Source organism: Streptomyces sp. 1-11, assembly GCF_007176755.1.
Lineage (GTDB): Bacteria > Actinomycetota > Actinomycetes > Streptomycetales > Streptomycetaceae > Streptomyces.
Genome location: NZ_BJTV01000005.1, coordinates 105,662 through 125,080 on the forward strand (window position 1 = coordinate 105,662; position 19,419 = coordinate 125,080).

A 19,419-nucleotide genomic window follows, 5' to 3' on the forward strand; every position below is an offset into this window, starting at 1 on the left:
CCAGGAGCAGGGGGGTGCGCGAGTGGGGGGCCCTGTGTGTCTTCTTGCCCGGTGGCGGTGGCTCCGCGTGCCCAATCACCCACGTGGTTCATACGAGTCGCGGGCGTGGTGGGTCCGGCACAGGATCAAGGAACGCTGCCGTCGCGTCAGTCGCGCGGCATCGATCCCGCCCCGCGAAGGAGATGTGTACAGGATGACCACGACGTCTGAACGTCCTTCAGCAACATCGGCCAGTGAGGTGTCGAAGCGTGTCTCGCAGTCCGTCTTCGACGGCTCGCCGCTCCGGGTGGTGCTGCTGGTCGATGTCCACGACGGTGCGCAGCAGCAGTTCCTGGAGGCGTACGAGCAGCTGTGCAGCCAGGTCGCGTCGGTGCCGGGACACGTGAGCGACCAGCTCTGCCAGTCCATCGAGAACCCGTCGCAGTGGCTCATCACGAGTGAGTGGGAGAGTGCTCCGCCGTTCCTCACCTGGGTGAACAGCGAGGATCACGTGCGGATGGTGGAGCCGCTGCACAGCTGTGTCCGGGACACCCGGTCGCTGCGTTTCCACGTGGTGCGCGAGACCGGCGGCGCCGCGCAGCAGGCCGGGCCGGGGCAGCGGCGGCTGCAGAGGCACCCGCGCATCGGTGACGGTGTGATCCGTCACGCGCTGACCTTCACCGTGAAGCCCGGCAGTGAGCGGGAGGTCGCCCGGATCCTCTCGGACTACGCCTCGCCCGAAGCGCGGGTGGACGACGCCACGCGGCTGCTGCGGACATCGCTGTTCATGCACGGCAACCGGGTGGTGCGGGCCATCGAGGTGCGGGGCGACCTGCTCGCGGCGCTGCGGCACGTGGCCCGGCAGCCGGAGGTGCGGGCCGTGGAGGAGGCGATCAACCCGTACCTGGAGCAGGACCGGGACCTCGACGACCAGGAGTCGGCCCGGATGTTCTTCACCCGTGCGGCGCTGCCGGCCGTGCACCACGTGACCGCCGGCGATTCCCGGGAGGGGATGCGCCAGGCCCTGTACTACGCGGCCCGGCCGGGCGTGGGGATGCGGCTGGCGGAGCTGCTCGCGCAGGCCGACTCCCAGTCCGCGGACGACCCGGCGAGCCCGGTGCTGCGCAGCACGGTCTTCCAGCGTGACGACGTCGTGGTGCGGCTGATCGACGTGCGTGCCGACCAGGGCGCTGAGGCGGTGCCGCTGCCGGCGCGGGTGGCGGCCGAGGTCCGGGAGCTGCTGGACAGCGAGGCCGCGCGCATGGACCTGATCACCGACCGCCGCTCGCCGGACGCCTGATCCCGCGCCGCGGCTTGCCCCAGCACCGAGCGCCGTACACGGCCCAGACACCGGAGGAAACGTTGTCCATCAAACCCCGTCCGAAAATCGTGGACCTCAGTGAGGTCGAGCCCAACGTCCGGCGAGGCGGCGATCTGCGCGCCATGCTCACCCCTGCCACGGTCGGCTCCACCAGCGGCTTCATGGGCGTGGCCATCGTGCAGCCCGGTGACCGCATCGGTGAGCACTACCACCCTTACTCGGAGGAGTTCGTCTACGTCGTCTGCGGTGAGCTGGAGGTGGATCTGGACGGCGAGCCGCACGCGTTGCGGCCCGAGCAGGGTCTGATGATCCCGGCGCACATGCGGCACCGGTTCCGCAACGTCGGGAAGGCGGAGGCGCGGATCGTCTTCCACCTGGGCCCGCTGGCCCCGCGTCCGCAGCTCGGTCACGTGGACACCGAGGAGACGGAGGTCATCGGGGCCGCCGCGGTGGTCACGGAGCCGGTCGCGGCGGGTGCCGCCCACGACCGGGGTCAGGTCCGCTCATGACCCGGCGCGTGGCGGTCACTGGCATAGGCATCGTGGCTCCGGGTGGTATCGGCGTACCGGCTTTCTGGGATCTGCTTGCCAACGGCCGGACCGCGACGCGGGGCATCACCTTCTTCGACCCCTCCGGGCTGCGGTCGCGGATAGCGGCCGAGTGCGACTTCGACCCGGCGGCGCACGGCCTGGGTGAGGACGAGGCGGCGCGTGCGGACCGGTACATCCAGTTCGCCCTGGTCGCCGGGCAGGAGGCGGTGCGGGACTCGGGTCTCGACCTATCCGCGGAGGACCCGTGGCGGGTGGGTGTGTCGGTGGGCACCGCGGTCGGCGGCACGACCCGGCTGGAGCGTGACTACGTCCTGGTCAGCCATCGCGGTGAGCGCTGGGACGTCGATCACCGGGAGGCGGAGCCGTATCTGCACCGGGCGTTCTCGCCGAGCACGGTCGCCTCAGCGGTGGCGGAACGTTTCGGCGCCCAGGGTCCGGTGCAGACCGTCTCCACCGGCTGCACCTCGGGCCTGGACGCCGTCGGGTACGCCTTCCACACCGTCGAGGAGGGCCGGGCCGACATCTGCATAGCCGGGGCGTCGGACTCGCCGATCTCCCCGATCACCATGGCCTGCTTCGACGCGATCAAGGCCACCTCCCCCAACAACGACGACCCCGCGCACGCCTCCCGGCCCTTCGACAACAACCGTGACGGGTTCGTCATGGGCGAGGGCGGAGCGGTGCTCGTCCTGGAGGAGCTGGAGCACGCCCGGGCCCGCGGCGCGCACGTCTACTGCGAGCTGGGCGGCTACGCCACCTTCGGCAACGCCTACCACATGACCGGCCTGACCAGCGAGGGCCTGGAGATGGCCCGGGCGATCGACACGGCCCTCGGGCACGCCCGGCTGGACCCCACGGCGATCGACTACGTCAACGCGCACGGCTCCGGCACCCGGCAGAACGACCGCCACGAGACGGCGGCCGTGAAGCGGGCGCTCGGCCACCACGCCTATGACACCCCCATGAGCTCCATCAAGTCGATGGTGGGGCACTCCCTCGGGGCGATCGGGGCGATCGAGGTGGTCGCGTGCGTGCTGGCCCTCGCCAAGCAGGCCGTACCACCGACCGCGAACTACGAGATCCCCGACCCCGAGTGCGACCTGGACTACGTCCCGCGTGTCGCCCGCGAACGGAAGCTGACCAGCGTCCTGTCCGTGGGCAGCGGGTTCGGCGGCTTCCAGTCCGCGGTGGTCCTGACCCGGTCCAGGGAGTGAGGACAGATGAGTGCTCCGCAGGAACGGCGCGCGGCCGTCACCGGCATCGGGGTGGTCGCGCCCAACGGAACCAGCACCGACACGTTCTGGAAGGCCACCCAGGAAGGCCTCAGCGTCCTCGACCGGGTCACCCGTGAGGGCTGTGAGCATCTTCCGCTGAAGGTGGCCGGCGAGGTCCGCGGCTTCGAGCCGGCGGCCACCATCGACGAGCGGTTCCTCGTCCAGACCGACCGGTTCACCCACTTCGCCCTGGCCGCCGCCGACTTCGCGCTGGAGGACGCCCGGCTCGGGCAGGCTGACACCTCCGGGGAGCCCTACTCCATCGGGGTGGTCACCGCGGCCGGTTCCGGCGGCGGCGAGTTCGGCCAGCGCGAGCTGCAGCAGCTGTGGGGCAAGGGCAGCCGCTTCGTCGGCCCGTACCAGTCCATCGCCTGGTTCTACGCGGCGAGCACCGGCCAGATCTCCATCCGCCGGAAGTTCAAGGGCCCCTGCTCGGTCGTCGCCTCCGACGAGGCGGGCGGCCTGGACGCCCTCGCGCACGCCGCCCGGGCGGTGCGGCGCGGCACCGACGTGATCGTGGCCGGTTCCACCGAGGCGCCGCTGGCGCCGTACTCGGTGGTCTGCCAGCTCGGGTACGAGGAGCTGAGCACGGAGTCCGACCCGTCCCGCGCCTACCGGCCGTTCACGGACGCCGCCCGCGGCTTCGTGCCGGCCGAGGGCGGCGCGATGCTCGTGATCGAGGCCGAGGCGTCGGCCCGGGAGCGCGGCGCGGACGTGCGGGCCTTCGTCGCGGGCCACGCGGCGACCTTCACCGGCGCCTCCCGCTGGGACCGGTCCCGGGAGGGTCTCGCGCAGGCCGTCAGGCAGGCGCTGGACGAGGCCGGCTGTGCTCCCGAGGAGGTCGACGTGGTCTTCGCCGACGCCCTCGGGGTGCCGGAGGCGGACCGCGCCGAGGCCCTCGCGCTCGCCGACGCCCTCGGCGCGCACGGCACCCGGGTTCCGGTCACCGCGCCGAAGACCGGCACCGGCCGGGGCTACTGCGCGGCCCCGGTGCTGGACACCGCGGCGGCGGTGCTCGCGATGGAGCACGGCCTGATTCCGCCCACCCCCAACGTCGCCGACGTCTGCCACGACCTCGACCTCGTGACCGGCCGCGCCCGCGTCGCCGAACTGCGGACGGCGCTGGTGCTCAGCCGCGGACTCATGGGGTCCAACTCGGCGCTCGTGCTGCGGCACGGCGCCGCGTAGGCGAACGACCGAAAAGAGCTGTGAGGACAGCAAAGGAGGAGAGCAATGCCTCAGATCACCGTGGAAGAACTCGCCGCGCTGATGAAGAAGGCTGCCGGGGTCACCGTCAGCCCGCAGCAGCTCCAGGACACGCCGGACACCGGCTTCGACGTCCTCGGCATCGACTCGCTCGGCCTGCTCGGCATCGTCGGCGAGCTGGAGAACACGCACGGCACCCCGATGCCGGTCGACGCGGAGCGCTGCAAGACGCCCCAGCAGTTCCTCAACCTCGTCAACAGCACCCTGATGGCAGGAGCCTGAGATGGCCGGACACACCCAGAACGAGATCACCATCGCCGCGCCGTTCGACCTGGTCTGGGACATGACCAACGACCTGGAGAAGTGGCCGCAGCTGTTCAGCGAGTACGCGTCCGTCGAGATCCTCTCCCAGGAGGGGAAGAAGACGACGTTCCGGCTGACCATGCACCCGGACGACAACGGCACCGTCTGGAGCTGGGTCTCCGAGCGCGAGCCCGACCGCCGGGCCCGCACCGTGAAGGCCCGCCGGGTCGAGACCGGCCCCTTCGCCCACATGGACATCCTCTGGGAGTACGAGGAGGTCCCGGCCGGCACCCGGATGGTCTGGACGCAGGACTTCGCGATGAAGCCGGACGCCCCGGTCGACGACGACTGGATGACCGACAACATCAACAAGAACTCCAAGGTCCAGATGGCCCTCATCCGGGACAAGATCCAGAAGGCGGCCGCCGGGCGGCGTCCCGCGCCGGCCCTGGCCGACTGAGCCGAGGAAGGACCGAGCCCATGCACCAGGCACTGATCGTCGCCCGCATGGCCCCGGGCTCCGCCCCGGACATCGCCAAGGTGTTCGAGGAGTCCGACCGGGGAGAGCTGCCCCACCTCGTCGGCGTGGTCCGGCGCAGCCTCTTCCAGTTCGGCGACGTGTACATGCACCTCGTCGAGTCCGAGCGCGACCCCGGGCCCGCCATCGCCAAGGTGGCCGGCCACCCCGAGTTCCGCGGCATCAGCGAGCGCCTGACGGCGTACGTCAGCGCGTACGACCCTCAGACCTGGCGGTCCCCCAAGGACGCGATGGCGCAGCGCTTCTACGTCTGGGAGCGCGACTGAGCCGTACGGCACCTCCGGACGGCCACCGGCCGCCGGGCCCGCAGCGTCGCGGGCCCGGCGGCCGGTGGCCTGTGCCGTCGCCGACGTGTCACGCGGGCACGAGGCAGTCGAAGGCGTGCAGGTAGGGGTTGACCGGACGGATGTCGCCCACCTTCAGGCCCGCCGAGGTCAGCCTGCTCACCATGGAGTCGGTGGTGTGCTTGGCCCCGCCGACGTTGAGGAGCAGCAGCAGGTCCATGGCGGTGCTGAAGCGCATCGAGGGGGTGTCGTCCACCAGGTTCTCGATGACGACGACCCGGGTGCCCGGGCCGCCCGCCTCGACGACGTTGCGCAGCGTGCGGGCCGTGCTCTCGTCGTCCCACTCCAGGATGTTCTTGATGACGTAGACGTCGGCCTGGACCGGGATCGCGTCCCGGACGTCGCCGGGCACGATCCGCGCGCGGTCGGCGAGGTCGCCGCCCTCGCGCAGCCGGGGCAGGGCGTTGTCGACCACCCGGGGCAGGTCGAGCAGGGTGCCGCGCATCGCCGGGTACTTGTCCAGCAGGCAGGCCACGACGTGCCCCTGGCCGCCGCCGACGTCCGCGACCGACTTGGCCCCGGACAGGTCCAGCAGGGCCGCGACCTCGCGCGCGGACTGCTCGCTGGAGCGGGTCATGGCGCGGTTGAAGACGTCCGCGGACTCCGGGGCGTCCTCGTTGAGGTAGGTGAAGAACTCCTTGCCGTACAGGCCCTCCACGACGTTGTCGCCGGTGCGCACGGCCTCGTCCAGCCTGGGCCAGGCGTCCCAGGTCCAGGGTTCGGTGCACCACAGGGCGATGGCGCGCAGGCTGTTGGGGTCGTCCTCGCGCAGCAGCCGGGACATGCCGGTGTGCGCGAAGGCGCCGTCCGGCTGCTCGTCGAAGACGCCGTAGCAGGACAGCGCCCGCAGCAGCCGGCGCAGGGGCTTGGGTTCGGTCTTGACCGCGGCGGCGAGCTCCTCGGCGGTCATCGGGGTGTCGTCGAGGGCGTCGGCGACACCCAGCCGGGCGGCGGCCCGGACGGCGGCGGCACAGGCCGCGCCGAACACGAGCTCGCGCAGCCGCATGGGAGGCGGTGGTGCTGTTTCAGCGGACGTCATCTGCCGCCCTCTCTCTTTCCTTGGCCTTCGTCGGTCCAGCAGTGGCAGCGCCCGTGCGGTCAGCACAGGCCCGCGGGCTTCGAGGCCCGGCAGGAGTTGCGCTCGAAGGCGTTGGTCCTGCTGGTCTCGGTGTTCACCAGGTCGGCGGGGGAGTTGTCCGAGAGCACGTTGCGGTCGACGCGGTTGCCGGTGCCGGCCACGCCCACGAAGCTCTTGAACAGCACGATGCCGCCGGACATCGGGGACTTGCCCGAGTTGCCGGTGACCCAGTTGCGGGACACCCGGGTCTGCTCGGTGCCGGTCAGGACGATGCCGGAGCCCTTCAGGGCGGGCAGCCGCTCGGTCTTCGGGCAGGACCTGTTGTTCGCGACGACCCGGTTGGCGGTGACGTCCAGGTGACCGGCCTTGGGCTTGTTCTCGTCGCCGACGACGAACACCCCGGCGCAGTTGCCGGAGACGTAGTTGCGCCCGACGGTCAGGTTCCGCAGCCGGCGCACGGTGACGCCGATCCGGTTGCCCTCGAGCAGGTTGTGCGCCACCAGGGTCTGCTTGGCGTCGTAGGCGCCGGCCTCCTCCTGGATGGTGTTGGCGAGGAACACGCCGGCGTCACCGTTGCCGTGCGCGTAGTTGTCCCGCAACAGGCTGCGCACCGACCGTTCCTCGGCGATGCCCCACACGCCGTTGTCCGCGGCCTCCACCCCCCGCACGGTCAGGCCGTCGGTCGCCATGCCGAACACACCGGTGCGGCTGAACTTGGTCACCTTCAGATCGGCGACCGTGACGCCCACGACGTCCTTGGTCTTGGTGCCCAGGACACAGATGCCGTTGCCGCCCTCGGCGCAGCTCTTCGCGACCTTCTTGACGGGCTTGCCGGAAGTCTTCTTCGCAACCTTCCCCGTGGCCTTCTTCGAGGCCTTCGAGGCCTTCGAGGCCTTCGAGGCCTTCTTCACGGTCTTGCCGGCGCTCGCCCCGGCGGGCTTCTTCCCGCCCTTCTTGGCGGCGGGCTCGATGACCGTCCTGGAACCGACGCCCCGCAGGGTCACGTAGGGGGTGCGGATCGTCACGCTCTCGTGATAGGTGCCGGCGAGCACGAGAACGGTGTCGCCGGCCTTGGCGGCGTCGACCGCCTTCTGGATCGACTCGCCGGGGCGGACCACCAGGGTCGAGTGGGCGGCGACCGCGGGGGCCGCGCTGAGGGCGGTGCCGGCGAGGGCGGCGGTGCACGCGAGATATGCGATGTGACATCTCTTCATATCGCGTACCGTATGGCCGGTTTATCCTTTTATGGCCGAATGGGCCGTCCGGTGGCGTGTCAGGCGTGGCGCGGTCGGCGGAGCGGAGCCTGGAGCGCCGGCCGGTGGCCCGCGGCCGGTGTGGCGACCCGTTCGGCCCGCGCCGGGCGCCGCCCGCACCGTCACCCGGACGGCGCAGCCCGTGCGGGGGCGGGTGCGGCACCGCGCCGGGCCGCCGGGGCGCCGCCGGCCGGACTCGCAGGACCTGGGACGCCCCGGCGACCATACTGGCGGTTGTGAACCGGGTCATCCGCGCACCGCGAGGGCTCCGGGCGGCCGCGGCCTACGTGCGCAGCGCCCCGGGCACCTACGTCTGGCTGACGATCCTGTTCTTCACCACCGTGGCCCTGCACCACATGTCACCGGCGTTCGAGCAGGACTTCCTGCGGCAGCGCTCGACCAACATCCACGAGCTGTCGCGGAACCCCGTACGGGTGCTGATCACCAGCGCGATGTGGATCGACAGCGGCCGCTGGCTGCCGTACGCCGTGCTGTACACCGTCTTCCACGCCCAGGCCGAGCGCTGGCTCGGTACCCTGCGCTGGCTCGCGGTGTGCGTCGCCGCGCACGTGCTCGCCACGCTGATCAGCGAGCTGGCCCTGCTCCGGGCGATCCACGCCGGCCACGCCCCTCCCTCCGCCGTCAACACCCTGGACATCGGGGTGAGTTACGCGCTCGCCGGGGTGATGGCGGTGCTGACCTACCGGCTGCCGGCGCCCTGGCGTCACCTGTATCTCGCCTGCGTGCTCGCCTTCTACGGCGTGCCGCTGGTGACGGGCCGCACCTTCACCGACTTCGGGCACTTCCTGTCCGTCCTGGTCGGTCTCGCGTGCCGTCCGCTGGTCAGGGGCCGCGGAAAAGCACGGAATCCGAAGGAGACACTGGCCGCTCCGAGGGGTTAACGTCCCGGCCATGAGCAGCTCGGCAACCAGCGTCGTCAACGGCGGGATCTCCTTCTGGTACGCGGACGACGGCCTCCCCGCGGTGCGGGAGCCGCTGCCCGGGGACGCCTCGGCCGACGTCGTCATCGTCGGCGGCGGCTTCACGGGACTGTGGACCGCCTACTACCTGAAGAAGGCCGCACCCTTCCTGCGGATCACCGTCCTGGAGCAGAAGTTCTGCGGGTACGGCGCCTCCGGCCGCAACGGCGGCTGGCTCTACAATGGGATCGCGGGCCGCGACCGGTACGCGAGGCTGCACGGCCACGAGGCCGCCGTACGCCTGCAGCGGGCCATGAACGACACCGTGGCCGAGGTGGTCGCCGTCGCCGCGGCGGAGGGCGTCGACGCGGACGTGCACCAGGGCGGGGTGCTGGAAGTGGCGACCACCCCGGCCCAGTTGGCACGGCTGCGGGCGTTCCACGAGCAGGAGCTGACGTACGGCGAGAAGGACCGCGAGCTGTACGGGGCCCGGCAGACCGCCGAGCGGATCAGGGTGGCCGGCGCGGTGGGCTCGAGCTGGACCCCGCACGGCGCCCGGCTGCACCCGGTGAGGCTGGTCAAGGGGCTCGCGGCGGCCGTGGAGGCGCTGGGCGTGACCGTCCACGAGTCCACGCCGGTGACGGAGATCCGCCCGAAGCACGCCGTGACCCCGTACGGCACGGTCCGCGCGCCGTACGTGCTGCGCTGCACGGAGGGCTTCACCGCGTCGCTGAAGGGCCAGCGGCGGACCTGGCTGCCGATGAACTCCTCGATGATCGCCACCGAGCCGCTCACCGACGAGCAGTGGGCGGCGGTCGGCTGGGACGGCCGGGAGACGCTCGGCGACATGGCGCACGCCTACATGTACGCCCAGCGCACCGCCGACGGCCGGATCGCGCTGGGCGGCCGCGGGGTGCCGTACCGCTTCGGCTCGCGCACCGACAACGACGGCCGCACCCAGGTCGCGACGGTCGAGGCCCTGCGGGAGATCCTGACCCGCTTCTTCCCGGCCCTCGCGGGCGTACGGGTCGCGCACGCCTGGTCCGGGGTGCTCGGCGTCCCGCGTGACTGGTGCGCCACCGTCACCCTGGACCGGGCCACCGGGCTCGGCTGGGCGGGCGGCTACGTCGGCTCGGGCGTCGCCACCGCCAATCTGGCCGCCCGCACCCTGCGCGACCTCGTGCAGCAGGACTCGGGGCAGTCCGGCCGGACCGAGCTGACGGACCTGCCCTGGGTGAACCACAAGGTCCGCAAGTGGGAGCCGGAGCCCTTCCGCTGGCTCGGCGTGCACGGCATGTACGCCACCTACCGCGCCGCCGACCGGCGCGAAGCGCTGCACCCCGGCACCGGTTCCTCCCGGCTGGCCCGGGTGGCGGACCGGGTGGCCGGGCGGAGCTGAGGGGGTGACCCGCCCGGACGCACCCGGTTAGCCTCACCCTCATGATTCGCTCCGCCACCCCCGCCGACGTGCCCGTCATCCACACCCTGATCCGTGAACTGGCCGAGTACGAGAAAGCCGCGCATGAGGCGCGGGCGACCGAGGAGCAGCTCCGTGAGGCGCTCTTCGGGGAGCGGCCGGCGGCCTTCGCGCACCTGGCCGTGGACGACGAGAGCGGGGAGTGCGTCGGCTTCGCGCTGTGGTTCCTGAACTTCTCCACCTGGCGCGGTGTGCACGGCGTCTACCTGGAGGACCTGTTCGTCCGCCCGTCCGCCCGGGGCGGCGGCCACGGCCGGGCGCTGCTGACCGAGCTGGCGCGCATCTGCGTGCGGCGCGGCTACGAGCGCCTGGAGTGGTCGGTGCTCAACTGGAACAGCCCCGCGATCGGCTTCTACGAGGCCCTCGGCGCCCGCCCGCAGGACGAGTGGACGGTGTACCGGCTCACCGACGGGGCGCTGGCCGAGCTGGGCCGCTCAGCGGACTGACTCCGGCACCGGCGTCTCGGACCGGGCCCCGCGACCGGGGGCCCGGGCGGTCACCATCAGGCCCGCCACCAGGCCGGCCAGCAGCACCACGCCCGCCGCCCAGGAGATCGCGACCGTGTAGCCGTGCACCACGCCCGCCGGGACGACCGCGGCCCTGGTGGCCGGGCCGCGCAGGTGGGCGGTGAGGTAGGCGGCGCTGCTGGTGGTGGCGACGGTGTTGAGCAGGGCCGTGCCGATCGAGCCGCCCACCTGCTGGGAGGTGTTGACGGTCGCCGAGGTGACCCCGGCGTCGCGCGGGGCCACTCCGGCGGTCGCGGTGGCGAACACCGGCATGAAGGTCAGGCCCATGCCGAGGCCCATCAGGATCAGCGCGGGCAGGATCTCGCCGGTGTAGGAGGAGCCGACGGTCATCCGGGTCAGCAGCAGCAGCCCGGAGGCGGCCAGCAGCATGCCGGGCACCATGAGCATGCGCGGGGCCGCCCGCTGCAGCAGCCGGGCCGAGATCTGGGTGGAGCCGACGATGATCGCGGCGGTCAGCGGCAGGAAGGCCAGGCCTGCCCGGACCGGCGAGTAGCCGAGGATGACCTGCAGGTAGTAGGTCATGAACAGGAACAGCCCGAACATGCCGATCACCGCGAGCATCATGGTCAGGAAGCAGCCCGCGCGGTTGCGGTCCCGGACGATGTGCAGCGGGAGCAGCGGGCTCGGCGCCCGGGTCTGCCACCGGACGAACACCGTGAGCAGCACCGCGCCGGACGCGAACAGGGCGAGCACCAGCGGGTCGGTCCAGCCGCGCGGCTCCGCCTCGGCGAAGCCGTAGACGATCGCGACGAGCCCGCCGCAGCCGAGCACCGCACCGGGCACGTCGAGACGGGCCTCTCGGTGGCCGGGGCGGTCGTGCAGCAGGGCGAAGGCGCCGAGCACCGCGACGGCGGCGATGGGCACGTTGACGTACAGGCACCAGCGCCAGTCCAGGTACTCGGTGAGCAGGCCGCCGACGATGAATCCGATCGCCGAGCCGCTGCCGGCCAGGGCGCCGTAGATGCCGAAGGCCTTGCCGCGCTCGCGCGGGTCGGTGAACGTCGTGGTCAGCAGACTCAGCGCGGAGGGTGCGAGCAGGGCGGCGAAGACGCCCTGCAGGGCGCGGGCGCCGAAGAGCATGCCGGAGCTGTTGGCCGCGCCGCCCACCGCCGAGGCGGCCGCGAAGCCGACGAGCCCGATGACGAAGGTGTGCTTGCGGCCCACGAGGTCGGCGATCCGGCCGCCGAGCAGCAGGAGTCCGCCGAAGGCCAGTGTGTAGGCGGTGATCACCCACTGCCGGTCGCCGTCGGACATGTGCAGTTCGCGCTGGGCCGAGGGGAGTGCGATGTTCACGATCGTCGCGTCCAGGACCACCATGAGCTGGGCGAGGGCGATGACGACCAGGCCCCACCAGCGGTGGGGATCGGCTTGTACGGCGTCGGCGCGCGCCGGCGGGCCCTCACCCTTTCGGCGGGTATCCATCTGGTCAGAACACCATGAATCGGTGGGTATCGCATCCGGGTGCGCCGGGACCCGCGCCGGCGGAGCGGTTCGCCCGGGCCGGGACCGGTTGTCAGTGGCGCGGTGCAGCATGGGGGCATGGCGAGCAGAGCGACGGGTGCGGACGGGACACGGGTGAAGGGCGCGCGGCGGCCGGAGGTGCGGCTGCCGCCCCTGGAGCCCTGGAGCGGCGGCGCGCTGGAGCCGGACGGCGACTACGACGGCCTTCAGTTCCGGGCGGCCGACCTGACCGGGCAGGACGGCGCGGGCGCCCGCTTCATGGACTGCGCGCTCACCGGCTGCGTGGTGGACGAGGCGGTGCTGCGCCGGGCGCGGGTGCTGGACTCGGTCCTGAGCGGCCCGCGGGGTGTCGGCACGGACCTGGCCGAGGCCACGTTCCGGGACGTCGAGCTGCTCGATCCCCGGCTGGGCGGCACCCAGATGCACGGCGCCGTGCTGGAGCGGGTCGTGATCCGCGGCGGCAAGATCGACTTCCTCAACCTCCGCGAGGCCCGGCTCAGGGACGTCGTCTTCGAGAACTGCGTCCTGGTCGAGCCGGACTTCGCCGGGGCCCGTCTGGAGCGGGTGGAGTTCACCGGCTGCGCCCTGAAGGAGGCCGACTTCGGCGGCGCCACGCTGAAGGACGTCGACCTGCGCGGGGCCGCCCCGCTGGAGGTCGTCCGGGGCCTGGACCGGCTGGCGGGGGCGGTGATCAGCACCGGTCAGCTGCTGGACCTGGCCCCGCTGCTGGCCGGTGCGCTGGGCATCAGGGTGGCGGACTGAGGGCTCAGGACACGCGGGGGAAGCGGGCCTGCAGGGTCCAGATCGCCGGGTTCTCCGACAGGTCCTCGTGGAGATCGCCCAGGTCGGCGATCAGGTCGTGCAGGAAGTCGCGGGACTCCCGGCGCAGTTCGGCGTGGGAGAAGGACAGCGGGGCCTCCTCGGCCGGCATCCAGTCGGCCTCGATGTCCACCCAGCCGAACCGGCGCTCGAACAGCATCCGGTCGGTGGACTCGGTGAAGTCCAGCTCCGCCCGCTGCGGCCGGGAGGCACGCGAGCCCATCGGGTCCCGGTCCAGCCGCTCCACGATGTCGCACAGCGCCCACGCGAAGTCCAGCACCGGCACCCATCCCCAGGCTGTGGACAGCTCCCGGTCCGACTTGGTGTCCGCCAGATAGACGTCCCCGCAGAACAGGTCGTGCCGCAGCGCGCGGACGTCCGCGCGGCGGTAGTCGGTCTGCGGCGGGTCGGGGAAGCGGTTGGAGAGGGCGTAGCCGATGTCGAGCACGCAGGAGATGGTGTCACGCCCCGCCGCCGCGTCCCGCCCCGGTGCGCGCCGCCGCCGTAGGATCACTGACATGTCCAGATCCGCACGCCTTGTCCCGGCCGTCGCGGCCCTCCTGGCGCTCTCCCTCACCGGCACCGCCTGCGACGCGGGCGTACGCGGCACCCCGGGCGGCTCGGGCGTGCACGACCCGTACTTCCCGAAGGCGGGCAACGGCGGCTACGACGTCACCCATTACGCCCTCACCCTCGACTACGCGCCGGCCACCCGCAGGCTCACCGGCAGGGCCGTGATCACCGCCCGCGCCACCCACGATCTGACCGCCTTCGACCTCGACCTCGACGGGCTGGACGTCGGCTCGGTCACCGTCGACGGCCGGGACGCCCGCTGGAACCGGGCCGGCCAGGAACTGACCGTCCGCCCCCACGACGACCTCCGCGCGGGCCGGACCTTCACCGCCGCCGTCCGCTACTCCGGCGTCCCGCGGACCCTCACCGACCCCGACGGCTCCAAGGAGGGCTGGCTGCGCACCGCCGACGGCGCGCTCGGCCTCGGCGAGCCGGTCGGCTCGATGGCCTGGTTCCCCGGCAACCACCACCCCTCGGACAAGGCGGCCTACGACATCACCGTCACCGTCCCCGACGGGCTGCAGGCCGTCTCCAACGGGGAGCTCACCGGCCGGACCGGCAAGAACGGCCGGACGACGTACTCCTGGCACGCCGCCGAGCCGATGGCGAGCTACGTGGCCACCGTCGCGATCGGCCGCTTCGACATCGGCCGCACCACCGGGCCGCACGGCCTGCCCGTCCTCACCGCCGTCGACCCGCAGCAGGCGAAGGCGAGCAAGGGTGTCCTGGCGAAGATCCCGGAGATCCTCGGCTGGGAGGAGCGCAACTTCGGGCCGTACCCCTTCTCCTCCGCCGGCGCGATCGTCGACCGCCCGGGGGACGCCCAGTACGCCCTGGAGACCCAGACCCGCCCCGTCTTCCCCGGCGCCCCCGACACCGGCACGCTCGTCCACGAACTCGCCCATCAGTGGTACGGCGACTCGGTCACCCCGCTGAGCTGGCGGGACATGTGGCTCAACGAGGGCTTCGCGACGTACGCGGAGTGGCTGTACCAGGAGGACCACGGCGGCAAGAGCGCCCAGCAGACCTTCACCGACCTGTACGGCAGCCACGACGACTCCCTGTGGGCCTTCCCGCCGGCGAGGCCGGCCGACGCCGCGCACATCTCCGGCCGGCCGGTCTACGAGCGCGGCGCGATGGTGCTGCAGAAGATCCGCCGGAAGGTGGGGGACGCCGTCTTCCACGACATCCTGCGGGGCTGGGCCGCCGCCCACCGCCACGGCACCGCCGACACCGCGCAGTTCACCGCGTTCGTGGAGAGGAAGGCCCCGGACAAGGACTTCGGCGAGATCTGGAAGGACTGGCTCTACGGAGACGGCAGGCCGGACCGCCCGTGACGGACGGCCCGGCCTGCCGGGAACGCGCTGAGGGGGGCAGGCCCTAGTTGACGTTGACCGCCTTCCAGGCCGCCGCCACCGCGTTGTACTCCGCGCTGCCCGAGCCGTACAGGGCGGCCGCGGCCTGCAGGGTGCCGGTGCGGGCGCCCGCGTAGTTGGTGGTCGAGGTGAAGTACGTGCTCAGGGCCTTGTACCAGATCTGGATCGCCTTGTCGCGGCCGATGCCGGTGACCGTGGAGCCGTCGTACGTCGGGGAGTTGTAGGACACCCCGTTGACCGTCTTCGCGCCGCTGCCCTCGGACAGCAGGTAGAAGAAGTGGTTGGCGACACCGGACGAGTAGTGCACGTCCAGGCGGCCTACGGACTTCGACCAGTAGTCGGCGGAGCCGCCGTCCTTGCTGGGCTTGTCCATGTAGCGCAGCGGGGTGCCGTTGCCGTTGATGTCGATCTTCTCGCCGATGAGGTAGTCACCGGGGTCGGAGGAGTTGTTCGCGAAGAACTCCACCGCGGTGCCCATGATGTCGCTGGTGGCCTCGTTCAGGCCGCCGGACTCGCCCCGGTAGTTGAGCTTCGCGGTGGCCGCGGTCAGCCCGTGGCTCATCTCGTGGCCGGCCACGTCCAGCGAGGTCAGCGGGTCCGCGTTGCCGGAGCCGTCGCCGTACGTCATGCAGAAGCAGCTGTCGTCCCAGAAGGCGTTGACGTAGGCGTTGCCGTAGTGGACGCGGGAGTAGGCGGCCTTGCCGTCGCCCGCGATGCCGTTGCGGTTGAAGGCGGACTTGTAGAAGTCCCAGGTGACGGCGGCGCCGTAGGCGGCGTCCACGGCGGCGGTCTGGCGGTTGGAGACGGTGCCGTTGCCCCAGACGTCGTCGGCGTCGTGGAAGAGGGCGCCGGTGCCGGTGGTGCCGCCGTTCAGGTCGTACGTCTTGTGGCCGCCGCGGCCGCCGTCGATCAGGTCGTAGCCGCCGGAGGCGGAGGCGGTGGTGCCGATGGTGACCGTGCCGCTGTACTGGCTGGTGCCCGTGCCGGTCTCGATCGCCTCGTAGGAGTAGATCTTCTTGCCGGTCCGCGCGTCGGTGACGACGTGCAGCTCGCTCGGGGTGCCGTCGTGCTGGACGCCCTTGACCACGGACTCGTAGGCGAGCACCGGCTTGGCGCCGGCGGCCCAGACCACCTTGCGGGAGGACGAGGCGGTGGCCTTCGCGGTGTCCGCGGCCTTGACGGCGGTCTTCTTCGCGCCGGTGGCGGAGACGGCGGCCGTGGTGGTCGGCACGGATATGCGGGCCTTCGCCGCCTTGCTGACCCCCTTCAGGGAGCCGTTCTTCGCCACGTGGGTGACCAGGTCGCCGCCGAGCACGGGAAGACCCGCGTACGTCCGCTCGTAGCGGGTGTGGACGGTGCCGTCCGCGTCCTTGACGACGTCCCGGACGATCAGCTTCTCCTTGGCTCCCAGCCCGAGCTCCCGGGCCGTGGCGCCGGCGTGCCGCTGGGCCGTGCCGATGGCGGCGGCGCGGGCCGGTGCGCTGAGCGGGACGGCCAGGGCGCCGGGGGTGTGCGTGGGGGCGGCGGTGGCGGAGCCGTTCTGCAGCGCGAGGACGACCATCGCCGCCGAGCCGGCGAGTGCGACGGCGCGCACGGCGGTCCTGCGGGGGGCGCTGGGGTGCTGTGTCACTCGATCTCCTTCTGGCTGGCCTCCGGTGGGGCCGGAGACACAGTTGGGGCACAGGGGATGCACAAGCTGCGGCGGGTGCGGAGAGAGTGACACCGTTAAGGCCCTGTTTGACAGAGCGCCGACAAAACTTTACGTGTTCATATCCGAATGCCGTGCCCCGGAAACCGTTATCCGGACGTCCGCCGAGTGCTCAACTCGTCATTCCCACAGCGGATTTGAGGACTCCGGCGTCACACCTGACCTTCCGGCGCCCCTGCCGGGCCGGTCGGCGTGCGCAGCACCTTGCGCAGTACGGCGCAGGGGCGGTCGAGGGCGCGGTCGGTGCGGTGGTCGACCACCTCGTAGCCGAGGGCGGTCCAGAAGGCCAGCGCGCGGGTGTTGCCCTCCAGGACGGCCAGGCTCACGGCCCGGCGGCCGGCGGCCCGGAAGCGCTCCTCGACCTCCGTGACCACGCGCCGGCCGTACCCCTTGCCCTGCTCTGCCCCGCTCACCATCAGCAGGCCGATCCACGGATCGGGCTCGGCCGGGTCGGGATGGCGGGCCAGCGTGATCGCGACCGCGACCAGGCGCCCCTCGGACCGGGCCAGCAGCACCTCGGCGCCCGGCTGGGCCAGCTCGTCGGCCAGCGCCGCCGCCACCTGCTCGGCCCGGATGTCGTCCGGGTCGGGGAACTCGCCGCTGAGCGCGTGGAACTCGCGGTTGGAGGCGTGAAGCGCCGTCAGTTCGGTGAGCAGCGGGGCCGGGAGGTCGCGGTCGGCGCCGATGACGAGGGGCTCGAAGATCACACGGGCAACGTACCGCGCGGTGTGCCGGCGCCTCGGCCGGATCTCCGCGCGCCCCCCGGGCAGCCCGGGAGGGCCCCCGCCCCGAGGGGCCGGGGGCTCCCGCTCCACGCGGTGCGTGTCAGACGTTCACACCGAAGTCCTGGGCGATGCCCACCAGGCCCGAGGCGTAACCCTGGCCCACCGCGCGGAACTTCCACTCCGCGCCGTTGCGGTACAGCTCGCCGAAGACCATGGCCGTCTCGGTGGCGGCGTCCTCGGAGAGGTCGTAGCGGGCGATCTCGGCGCCGCCGGCCTGGTTGACGATGCGGATGTAGGCGTTGCGGACCTGGCCGAAGTTCTGGCCGCGGTTCTCGGCGTCGTAGATGGAGACCGGGAAGACGATCTTGTCGACGTCGGCCGGGAGGGCGGCCAGGTTGACGTTGATCGCCTCGTCGTCGCCCTCGCCCTCGCCGGTGCGGTTGTCACCGGTGTGGACGATCGAGCTGTCCGGCGTCTGCTTGTTGTTGAAGAAGACGAAGTGGGCGTCCGAGTAGACCTTGCCCTGCGCGTTGACCGCGATGGCGGAGGCGTCCAGGTCGAAGTCCGTGCCGGTGGTGGTGCGGACGTCCCAGCCGAGGCCCACGGTGACGGCGGTCAGGCCCGGAGCCTCCTTGGTGAGCGAGACGTTGCCACCCTTGGACAGGCTTACAGCCATGATTGGGAGTCCCTTCCCTAGTTATTCGTGCGCATCTGTGCCGACGAAGCTACCGTCACCCGGGACAACGTCGAGGGGTGTCCCGGTGGTTCCGGATCCCTTTACCTTTTTTACCCATGTGGCCGTCAGCCGGTGAAAACCGGGTGACGTGGGACGGGCCGGGCCGGGAACATGGGAGGCATGTCCGGTCCCCATGTCATCCGCGGTTCGGTCTCGCTGCCCGAGGCCGAGCTGATGTGGCGTTTCTCCAGGTCCTCGGGGCCGGGCGGGCAGCACGTCAACACCAGTGACTCCCAGGTCGAGCTGCGCTTCGACCTCGCGCGCACCGAGGCGCTGCCGGCGGTGTGGAAGGAGCGGGCGCTGGGCCGGCTGGCCGGGCGGCTGGTCGACGGGGTGGTCGTCGTGCGGTCCTCCGAGCACCGCTCCCAGTGGCGCAACCGCGAGGCCGCCGCCGTACGCCTCGCCGCCCTGCTCGCCGAGGCCACCGCGCCCCCGCCCCGGCCCCGCCGTCCCACCCGCGTGCCCCGCGGCATCAACGAGCGCAGGCTGCGCGAGAAGAAGCAGCGCTCGGAGCGCAAGCGCGGCCGCTCCGGGCGGGACTGGGGATAGCCGGGAGCCCGGCGGCGGCCCGTCAGCCCAACTGGCGGTAGCGGCCGCGGAAGTACATCAGCGGGCCGCCCTCGGCGCCCGGCACCCGCGCGGACAGCACCCGGCCGATGACGAGGGTGTGGTCGCCCGCCGTCACCCGCTGCTCGGTGCGGCACTCCAGGGTGGCCAGCGCGCCGTCCAGCAGCGGGGCGCCGGTGATCTCACCGCGCGCCCGGGGCAGGTCCTGGAAGAGCAGCCGGTCGCTGATGCGGCCCTTCATGGCGAAGCGCCCGGCGATGTGGCGCTGGCTCTCGGCGAGCACCGATACCGCCCACAGCGGCTGTTCGTCCAGCAGGTCGTCCATGCGCGAGCCCTCGCGCAGGCTGACCAGCACCAGCGGCGGGTCCAGCGAGACGGACATGAAGGCGGTGGCGGTCATGCCGACGTCCTCGCCGACCGGCGCGCCCGGGTCGTCGGGGTCCAGCGGCGGTTCCTGCGCGGTCACCAGGACCACGCCCGCGGCCAGCCGGGACATGGCGGCCCGGAACTCGTCGTTGCTCACCCCCTCAGCATGCCCGGAAGCGGCTGTGGCGGTGGTGGTGGAGGAGGTGTTCAGCACACCCTGCACGCTAATCTCCGCGCCAAGCGCGCCGCATCGGGCCCTGGCCCGAGCCGGGTCCTAGGACCGGGGGACCACGACGTGACGGTTCGTGCATCATGTG

The 19,419-nt window shown here is 72.1% G+C and carries 21 protein-coding genes; 13 read left to right on the forward strand and 8 right to left on the reverse strand.

From position 1 onward, the window contains the following. Positions 1-193 precede the first annotated feature (193 nt). The 7 genes from TNCT1_RS12385 (at position 194) to TNCT1_RS12415 (ending at position 5,438) form a co-directional block, all read left to right on the forward strand. Positions 194-1,279, forward strand: coding sequence for a SchA/CurD-like domain-containing protein (locus tag TNCT1_RS12385; protein ID WP_143630950.1), 1,086 nt, complete (start codon positions 194-196; stop codon positions 1,277-1,279). An 89-nt stretch (positions 1,280-1,368) separates the two neighbouring features. Beyond that, positions 1,369-1,809, forward strand: coding sequence for a cupin domain-containing protein (locus TNCT1_RS12390; RefSeq protein ID WP_143631495.1), 441 nt, complete (start codon positions 1,369-1,371; stop codon positions 1,807-1,809). Beyond that, positions 1,806-3,065 carry a beta-ketoacyl synthase gene (locus TNCT1_RS12395; protein ID WP_143630951.1) on the forward strand — a complete coding sequence of 420 codons (1,260 nt, stop codon included), beginning with the start codon at positions 1,806-1,808 and terminating at the stop codon, positions 3,063-3,065. Before TNCT1_RS12390 ends, TNCT1_RS12395 begins: the two co-directional genes overlap by 4 nt. 6 nt (positions 3,066-3,071) lie before the next feature. Beyond that, complete coding sequence (locus TNCT1_RS12400) at positions 3,072-4,313, forward strand: ketosynthase chain-length factor (protein ID WP_143630952.1); 1,242 nt, start codon at positions 3,072-3,074, stop codon at positions 4,311-4,313. A 45-nt stretch (positions 4,314-4,358) separates the two neighbouring features. After that, complete coding sequence (locus TNCT1_RS12405; protein ID WP_143630953.1) at positions 4,359-4,613, forward strand: acyl carrier protein; 255 nt, start codon at positions 4,359-4,361, stop codon at positions 4,611-4,613. Between the two features lies 1 nt (position 4,614). Further along, positions 4,615-5,094 (forward strand): SRPBCC family protein, encoded by a 480-nt coding sequence (locus TNCT1_RS12410; protein ID WP_143630954.1) that lies wholly within the window; start codon positions 4,615-4,617, stop codon positions 5,092-5,094. Between the two features lie 20 nt (positions 5,095-5,114). Beyond that, positions 5,115-5,438: a TcmI family type II polyketide cyclase gene (locus TNCT1_RS12415; RefSeq protein WP_143630955.1), complete on the forward strand. Its 324-nt coding sequence runs from the start codon at positions 5,115-5,117 to the stop codon at positions 5,436-5,438. A gap of 88 nt (positions 5,439-5,526) precedes the next feature. Here the strand turns inward: TNCT1_RS12415 and TNCT1_RS12420 are convergent, their stop codons facing one another. Both TNCT1_RS12420 and TNCT1_RS12425 read right to left on the reverse strand, forming a co-directional pair. Beyond that, on the reverse strand, positions 5,527-6,555 hold the full coding sequence (locus TNCT1_RS12420; RefSeq protein ID WP_143630956.1) for a methyltransferase: 1,029 nt from the start codon (positions 6,553-6,555) through the stop codon (positions 5,527-5,529). Positions 6,556-6,614: 59 nt separating this feature from the next. Next, the gene (locus tag TNCT1_RS12425) at positions 6,615-7,808 is read right to left on the reverse strand and encodes a nitrous oxide reductase family maturation protein NosD (protein WP_143630957.1); all 1,194 of its coding nucleotides are present in this window, start codon (positions 7,806-7,808) and stop codon (positions 6,615-6,617) included. Positions 7,809-8,083: 275 nt separating this feature from the next. On the opposite strand from TNCT1_RS12425, the gene TNCT1_RS12430 reads away from it, so the two are divergent. From TNCT1_RS12430 to TNCT1_RS12440, 3 genes are read left to right on the forward strand one after another with little or no spacing between them, the layout of a single operon-like run. Continuing rightward, a complete protein-coding gene (locus TNCT1_RS12430; RefSeq protein ID WP_174266256.1) occupies positions 8,084-8,749 on the forward strand; it encodes a rhomboid-like protein in 666 nt (221 codons plus the stop codon). Positions 8,750-8,759: 10 nt separating this feature from the next. Next, a complete protein-coding gene (locus TNCT1_RS12435; protein WP_143630958.1) occupies positions 8,760-10,166 on the forward strand; it encodes an FAD-binding oxidoreductase in 1,407 nt (468 codons plus the stop codon). Between the two features lie 41 nt (positions 10,167-10,207). Further along, positions 10,208-10,690: a GNAT family N-acetyltransferase gene (locus TNCT1_RS12440; protein WP_143630959.1), complete on the forward strand. Its 483-nt coding sequence runs from the start codon at positions 10,208-10,210 to the stop codon at positions 10,688-10,690. Here TNCT1_RS12440 and TNCT1_RS12445 read toward each other — a convergent pair. Further along, on the reverse strand, positions 10,679-12,193 hold the full coding sequence (locus TNCT1_RS12445) for an MFS transporter (RefSeq protein ID WP_143630960.1): 1,515 nt from the start codon (positions 12,191-12,193) through the stop codon (positions 10,679-10,681). The genes TNCT1_RS12440 and TNCT1_RS12445 overlap by 12 nt on opposite strands. 117 nt (positions 12,194-12,310) lie before the next feature. Here TNCT1_RS12445 and TNCT1_RS12450 point away from each other — a divergent pair, with 117 nt between their 5' ends. Then, the gene (locus tag TNCT1_RS12450) at positions 12,311-12,994 is read left to right on the forward strand and encodes a pentapeptide repeat-containing protein (protein ID WP_174266257.1); all 684 of its coding nucleotides are present in this window, start codon (positions 12,311-12,313) and stop codon (positions 12,992-12,994) included. Positions 12,995-12,998: 4 nt separating this feature from the next. On the opposite strand, the gene TNCT1_RS12455 is transcribed toward TNCT1_RS12450, so the two are convergent. Then, entirely contained in the window at positions 12,999-13,499 is a 501-nt protein-coding gene (locus TNCT1_RS12455) for a hypothetical protein (protein WP_143631507.1), read from the reverse strand. 70 nt (positions 13,500-13,569) lie between these two features. Between TNCT1_RS12455 and TNCT1_RS12460 the strand changes: the two genes are divergently transcribed. Continuing rightward, positions 13,570-14,961: a M1 family metallopeptidase gene (locus TNCT1_RS12460; RefSeq protein WP_174266258.1), complete on the forward strand. Its 1,392-nt coding sequence runs from the start codon at positions 13,570-13,572 to the stop codon at positions 14,959-14,961. Between the two features lie 43 nt (positions 14,962-15,004). Here the strand turns inward: TNCT1_RS12460 and TNCT1_RS12465 are convergent, their stop codons facing one another. From TNCT1_RS12465 to TNCT1_RS12475, 3 genes are all read right to left on the reverse strand, one after another. Further along, positions 15,005-16,561, reverse strand: coding sequence for a M4 family metallopeptidase (locus TNCT1_RS12465; RefSeq protein ID WP_174266288.1), 1,557 nt, complete (start codon positions 16,559-16,561; stop codon positions 15,005-15,007). Between the two features lie 299 nt (positions 16,562-16,860). Then, positions 16,861-17,415 (reverse strand): N-acetyltransferase, encoded by a 555-nt coding sequence (locus tag TNCT1_RS12470; protein ID WP_143630962.1) that lies wholly within the window; start codon positions 17,413-17,415, stop codon positions 16,861-16,863. A gap of 118 nt (positions 17,416-17,533) precedes the next feature. Continuing rightward, complete coding sequence (locus TNCT1_RS12475) at positions 17,534-18,109, reverse strand: TerD family protein (protein WP_143630963.1); 576 nt, start codon at positions 18,107-18,109, stop codon at positions 17,534-17,536. A 171-nt stretch (positions 18,110-18,280) separates the two neighbouring features. On the opposite strand from TNCT1_RS12475, the gene arfB reads away from it, so the two are divergent. Further along, positions 18,281-18,718, forward strand: a complete 438-nt coding sequence (gene arfB, locus TNCT1_RS12480; protein ID WP_143630964.1) for an alternative ribosome rescue aminoacyl-tRNA hydrolase ArfB — start codon at positions 18,281-18,283, stop codon at positions 18,716-18,718. A gap of 22 nt (positions 18,719-18,740) precedes the next feature. Here the strand turns inward: arfB and TNCT1_RS12485 are convergent, their stop codons facing one another. Then, on the reverse strand, positions 18,741-19,316 hold the full coding sequence (locus TNCT1_RS12485; RefSeq protein ID WP_235902557.1) for a flavin reductase family protein: 576 nt from the start codon (positions 19,314-19,316) through the stop codon (positions 18,741-18,743). Positions 19,317-19,419: the final 103 nt, after the last annotated feature.

Bases quoted from the DNA above. Each gene is read 5' to 3' on its own strand.
- TNCT1_RS12385 (WP_143630950.1), top strand. From the start codon at position 194: ATGACCACGACGTCTGAACGTCCTTCAGCAACATCGGCCAGTGAGGTG.
- TNCT1_RS12395 (WP_143630951.1), top strand. From the start codon at position 1,806: ATGACCCGGCGCGTGGCGGTCACTGGCATAGGCATCGTGGCTCCGGGT.
- TNCT1_RS12400 (WP_143630952.1), top strand. From the start codon at position 3,072: ATGAGTGCTCCGCAGGAACGGCGCGCGGCCGTCACCGGCATCGGGGTG.
- TNCT1_RS12405 (WP_143630953.1), top strand. From the start codon at position 4,359: ATGCCTCAGATCACCGTGGAAGAACTCGCCGCGCTGATGAAGAAGGCT.
- TNCT1_RS12410 (WP_143630954.1), top strand. From the start codon at position 4,615: ATGGCCGGACACACCCAGAACGAGATCACCATCGCCGCGCCGTTCGAC.
- TNCT1_RS12415 (WP_143630955.1), top strand. From the start codon at position 5,115: ATGCACCAGGCACTGATCGTCGCCCGCATGGCCCCGGGCTCCGCCCCG.
- TNCT1_RS12420 (WP_143630956.1), bottom strand. From the start codon at position 6,555: ATGACGTCCGCTGAAACAGCACCACCGCCTCCCATGCGGCTGCGCGAG.
- TNCT1_RS12425 (WP_143630957.1), bottom strand. From the start codon at position 7,808: ATGAAGAGATGTCACATCGCATATCTCGCGTGCACCGCCGCCCTCGCC.
- TNCT1_RS12435 (WP_143630958.1), top strand. From the start codon at position 8,760: ATGAGCAGCTCGGCAACCAGCGTCGTCAACGGCGGGATCTCCTTCTGG.
- TNCT1_RS12440 (WP_143630959.1), top strand. From the start codon at position 10,208: ATGATTCGCTCCGCCACCCCCGCCGACGTGCCCGTCATCCACACCCTG.
- TNCT1_RS12445 (WP_143630960.1), bottom strand. From the start codon at position 12,193: ATGGATACCCGCCGAAAGGGTGAGGGCCCGCCGGCGCGCGCCGACGCC.
- TNCT1_RS12450 (WP_174266257.1), top strand. From the start codon at position 12,311: ATGGCGAGCAGAGCGACGGGTGCGGACGGGACACGGGTGAAGGGCGCG.
- TNCT1_RS12460 (WP_174266258.1), top strand. From the start codon at position 13,570: ATGTCCAGATCCGCACGCCTTGTCCCGGCCGTCGCGGCCCTCCTGGCG.
- TNCT1_RS12465 (WP_174266288.1), bottom strand. From the start codon at position 16,561: ATGGTCGTCCTCGCGCTGCAGAACGGCTCCGCCACCGCCGCCCCCACG.
- TNCT1_RS12475 (WP_143630963.1), bottom strand. From the start codon at position 18,109: ATGGCTGTAAGCCTGTCCAAGGGTGGCAACGTCTCGCTCACCAAGGAG.
- arfB (WP_143630964.1), top strand. From the start codon at position 18,281: ATGGGAGGCATGTCCGGTCCCCATGTCATCCGCGGTTCGGTCTCGCTG.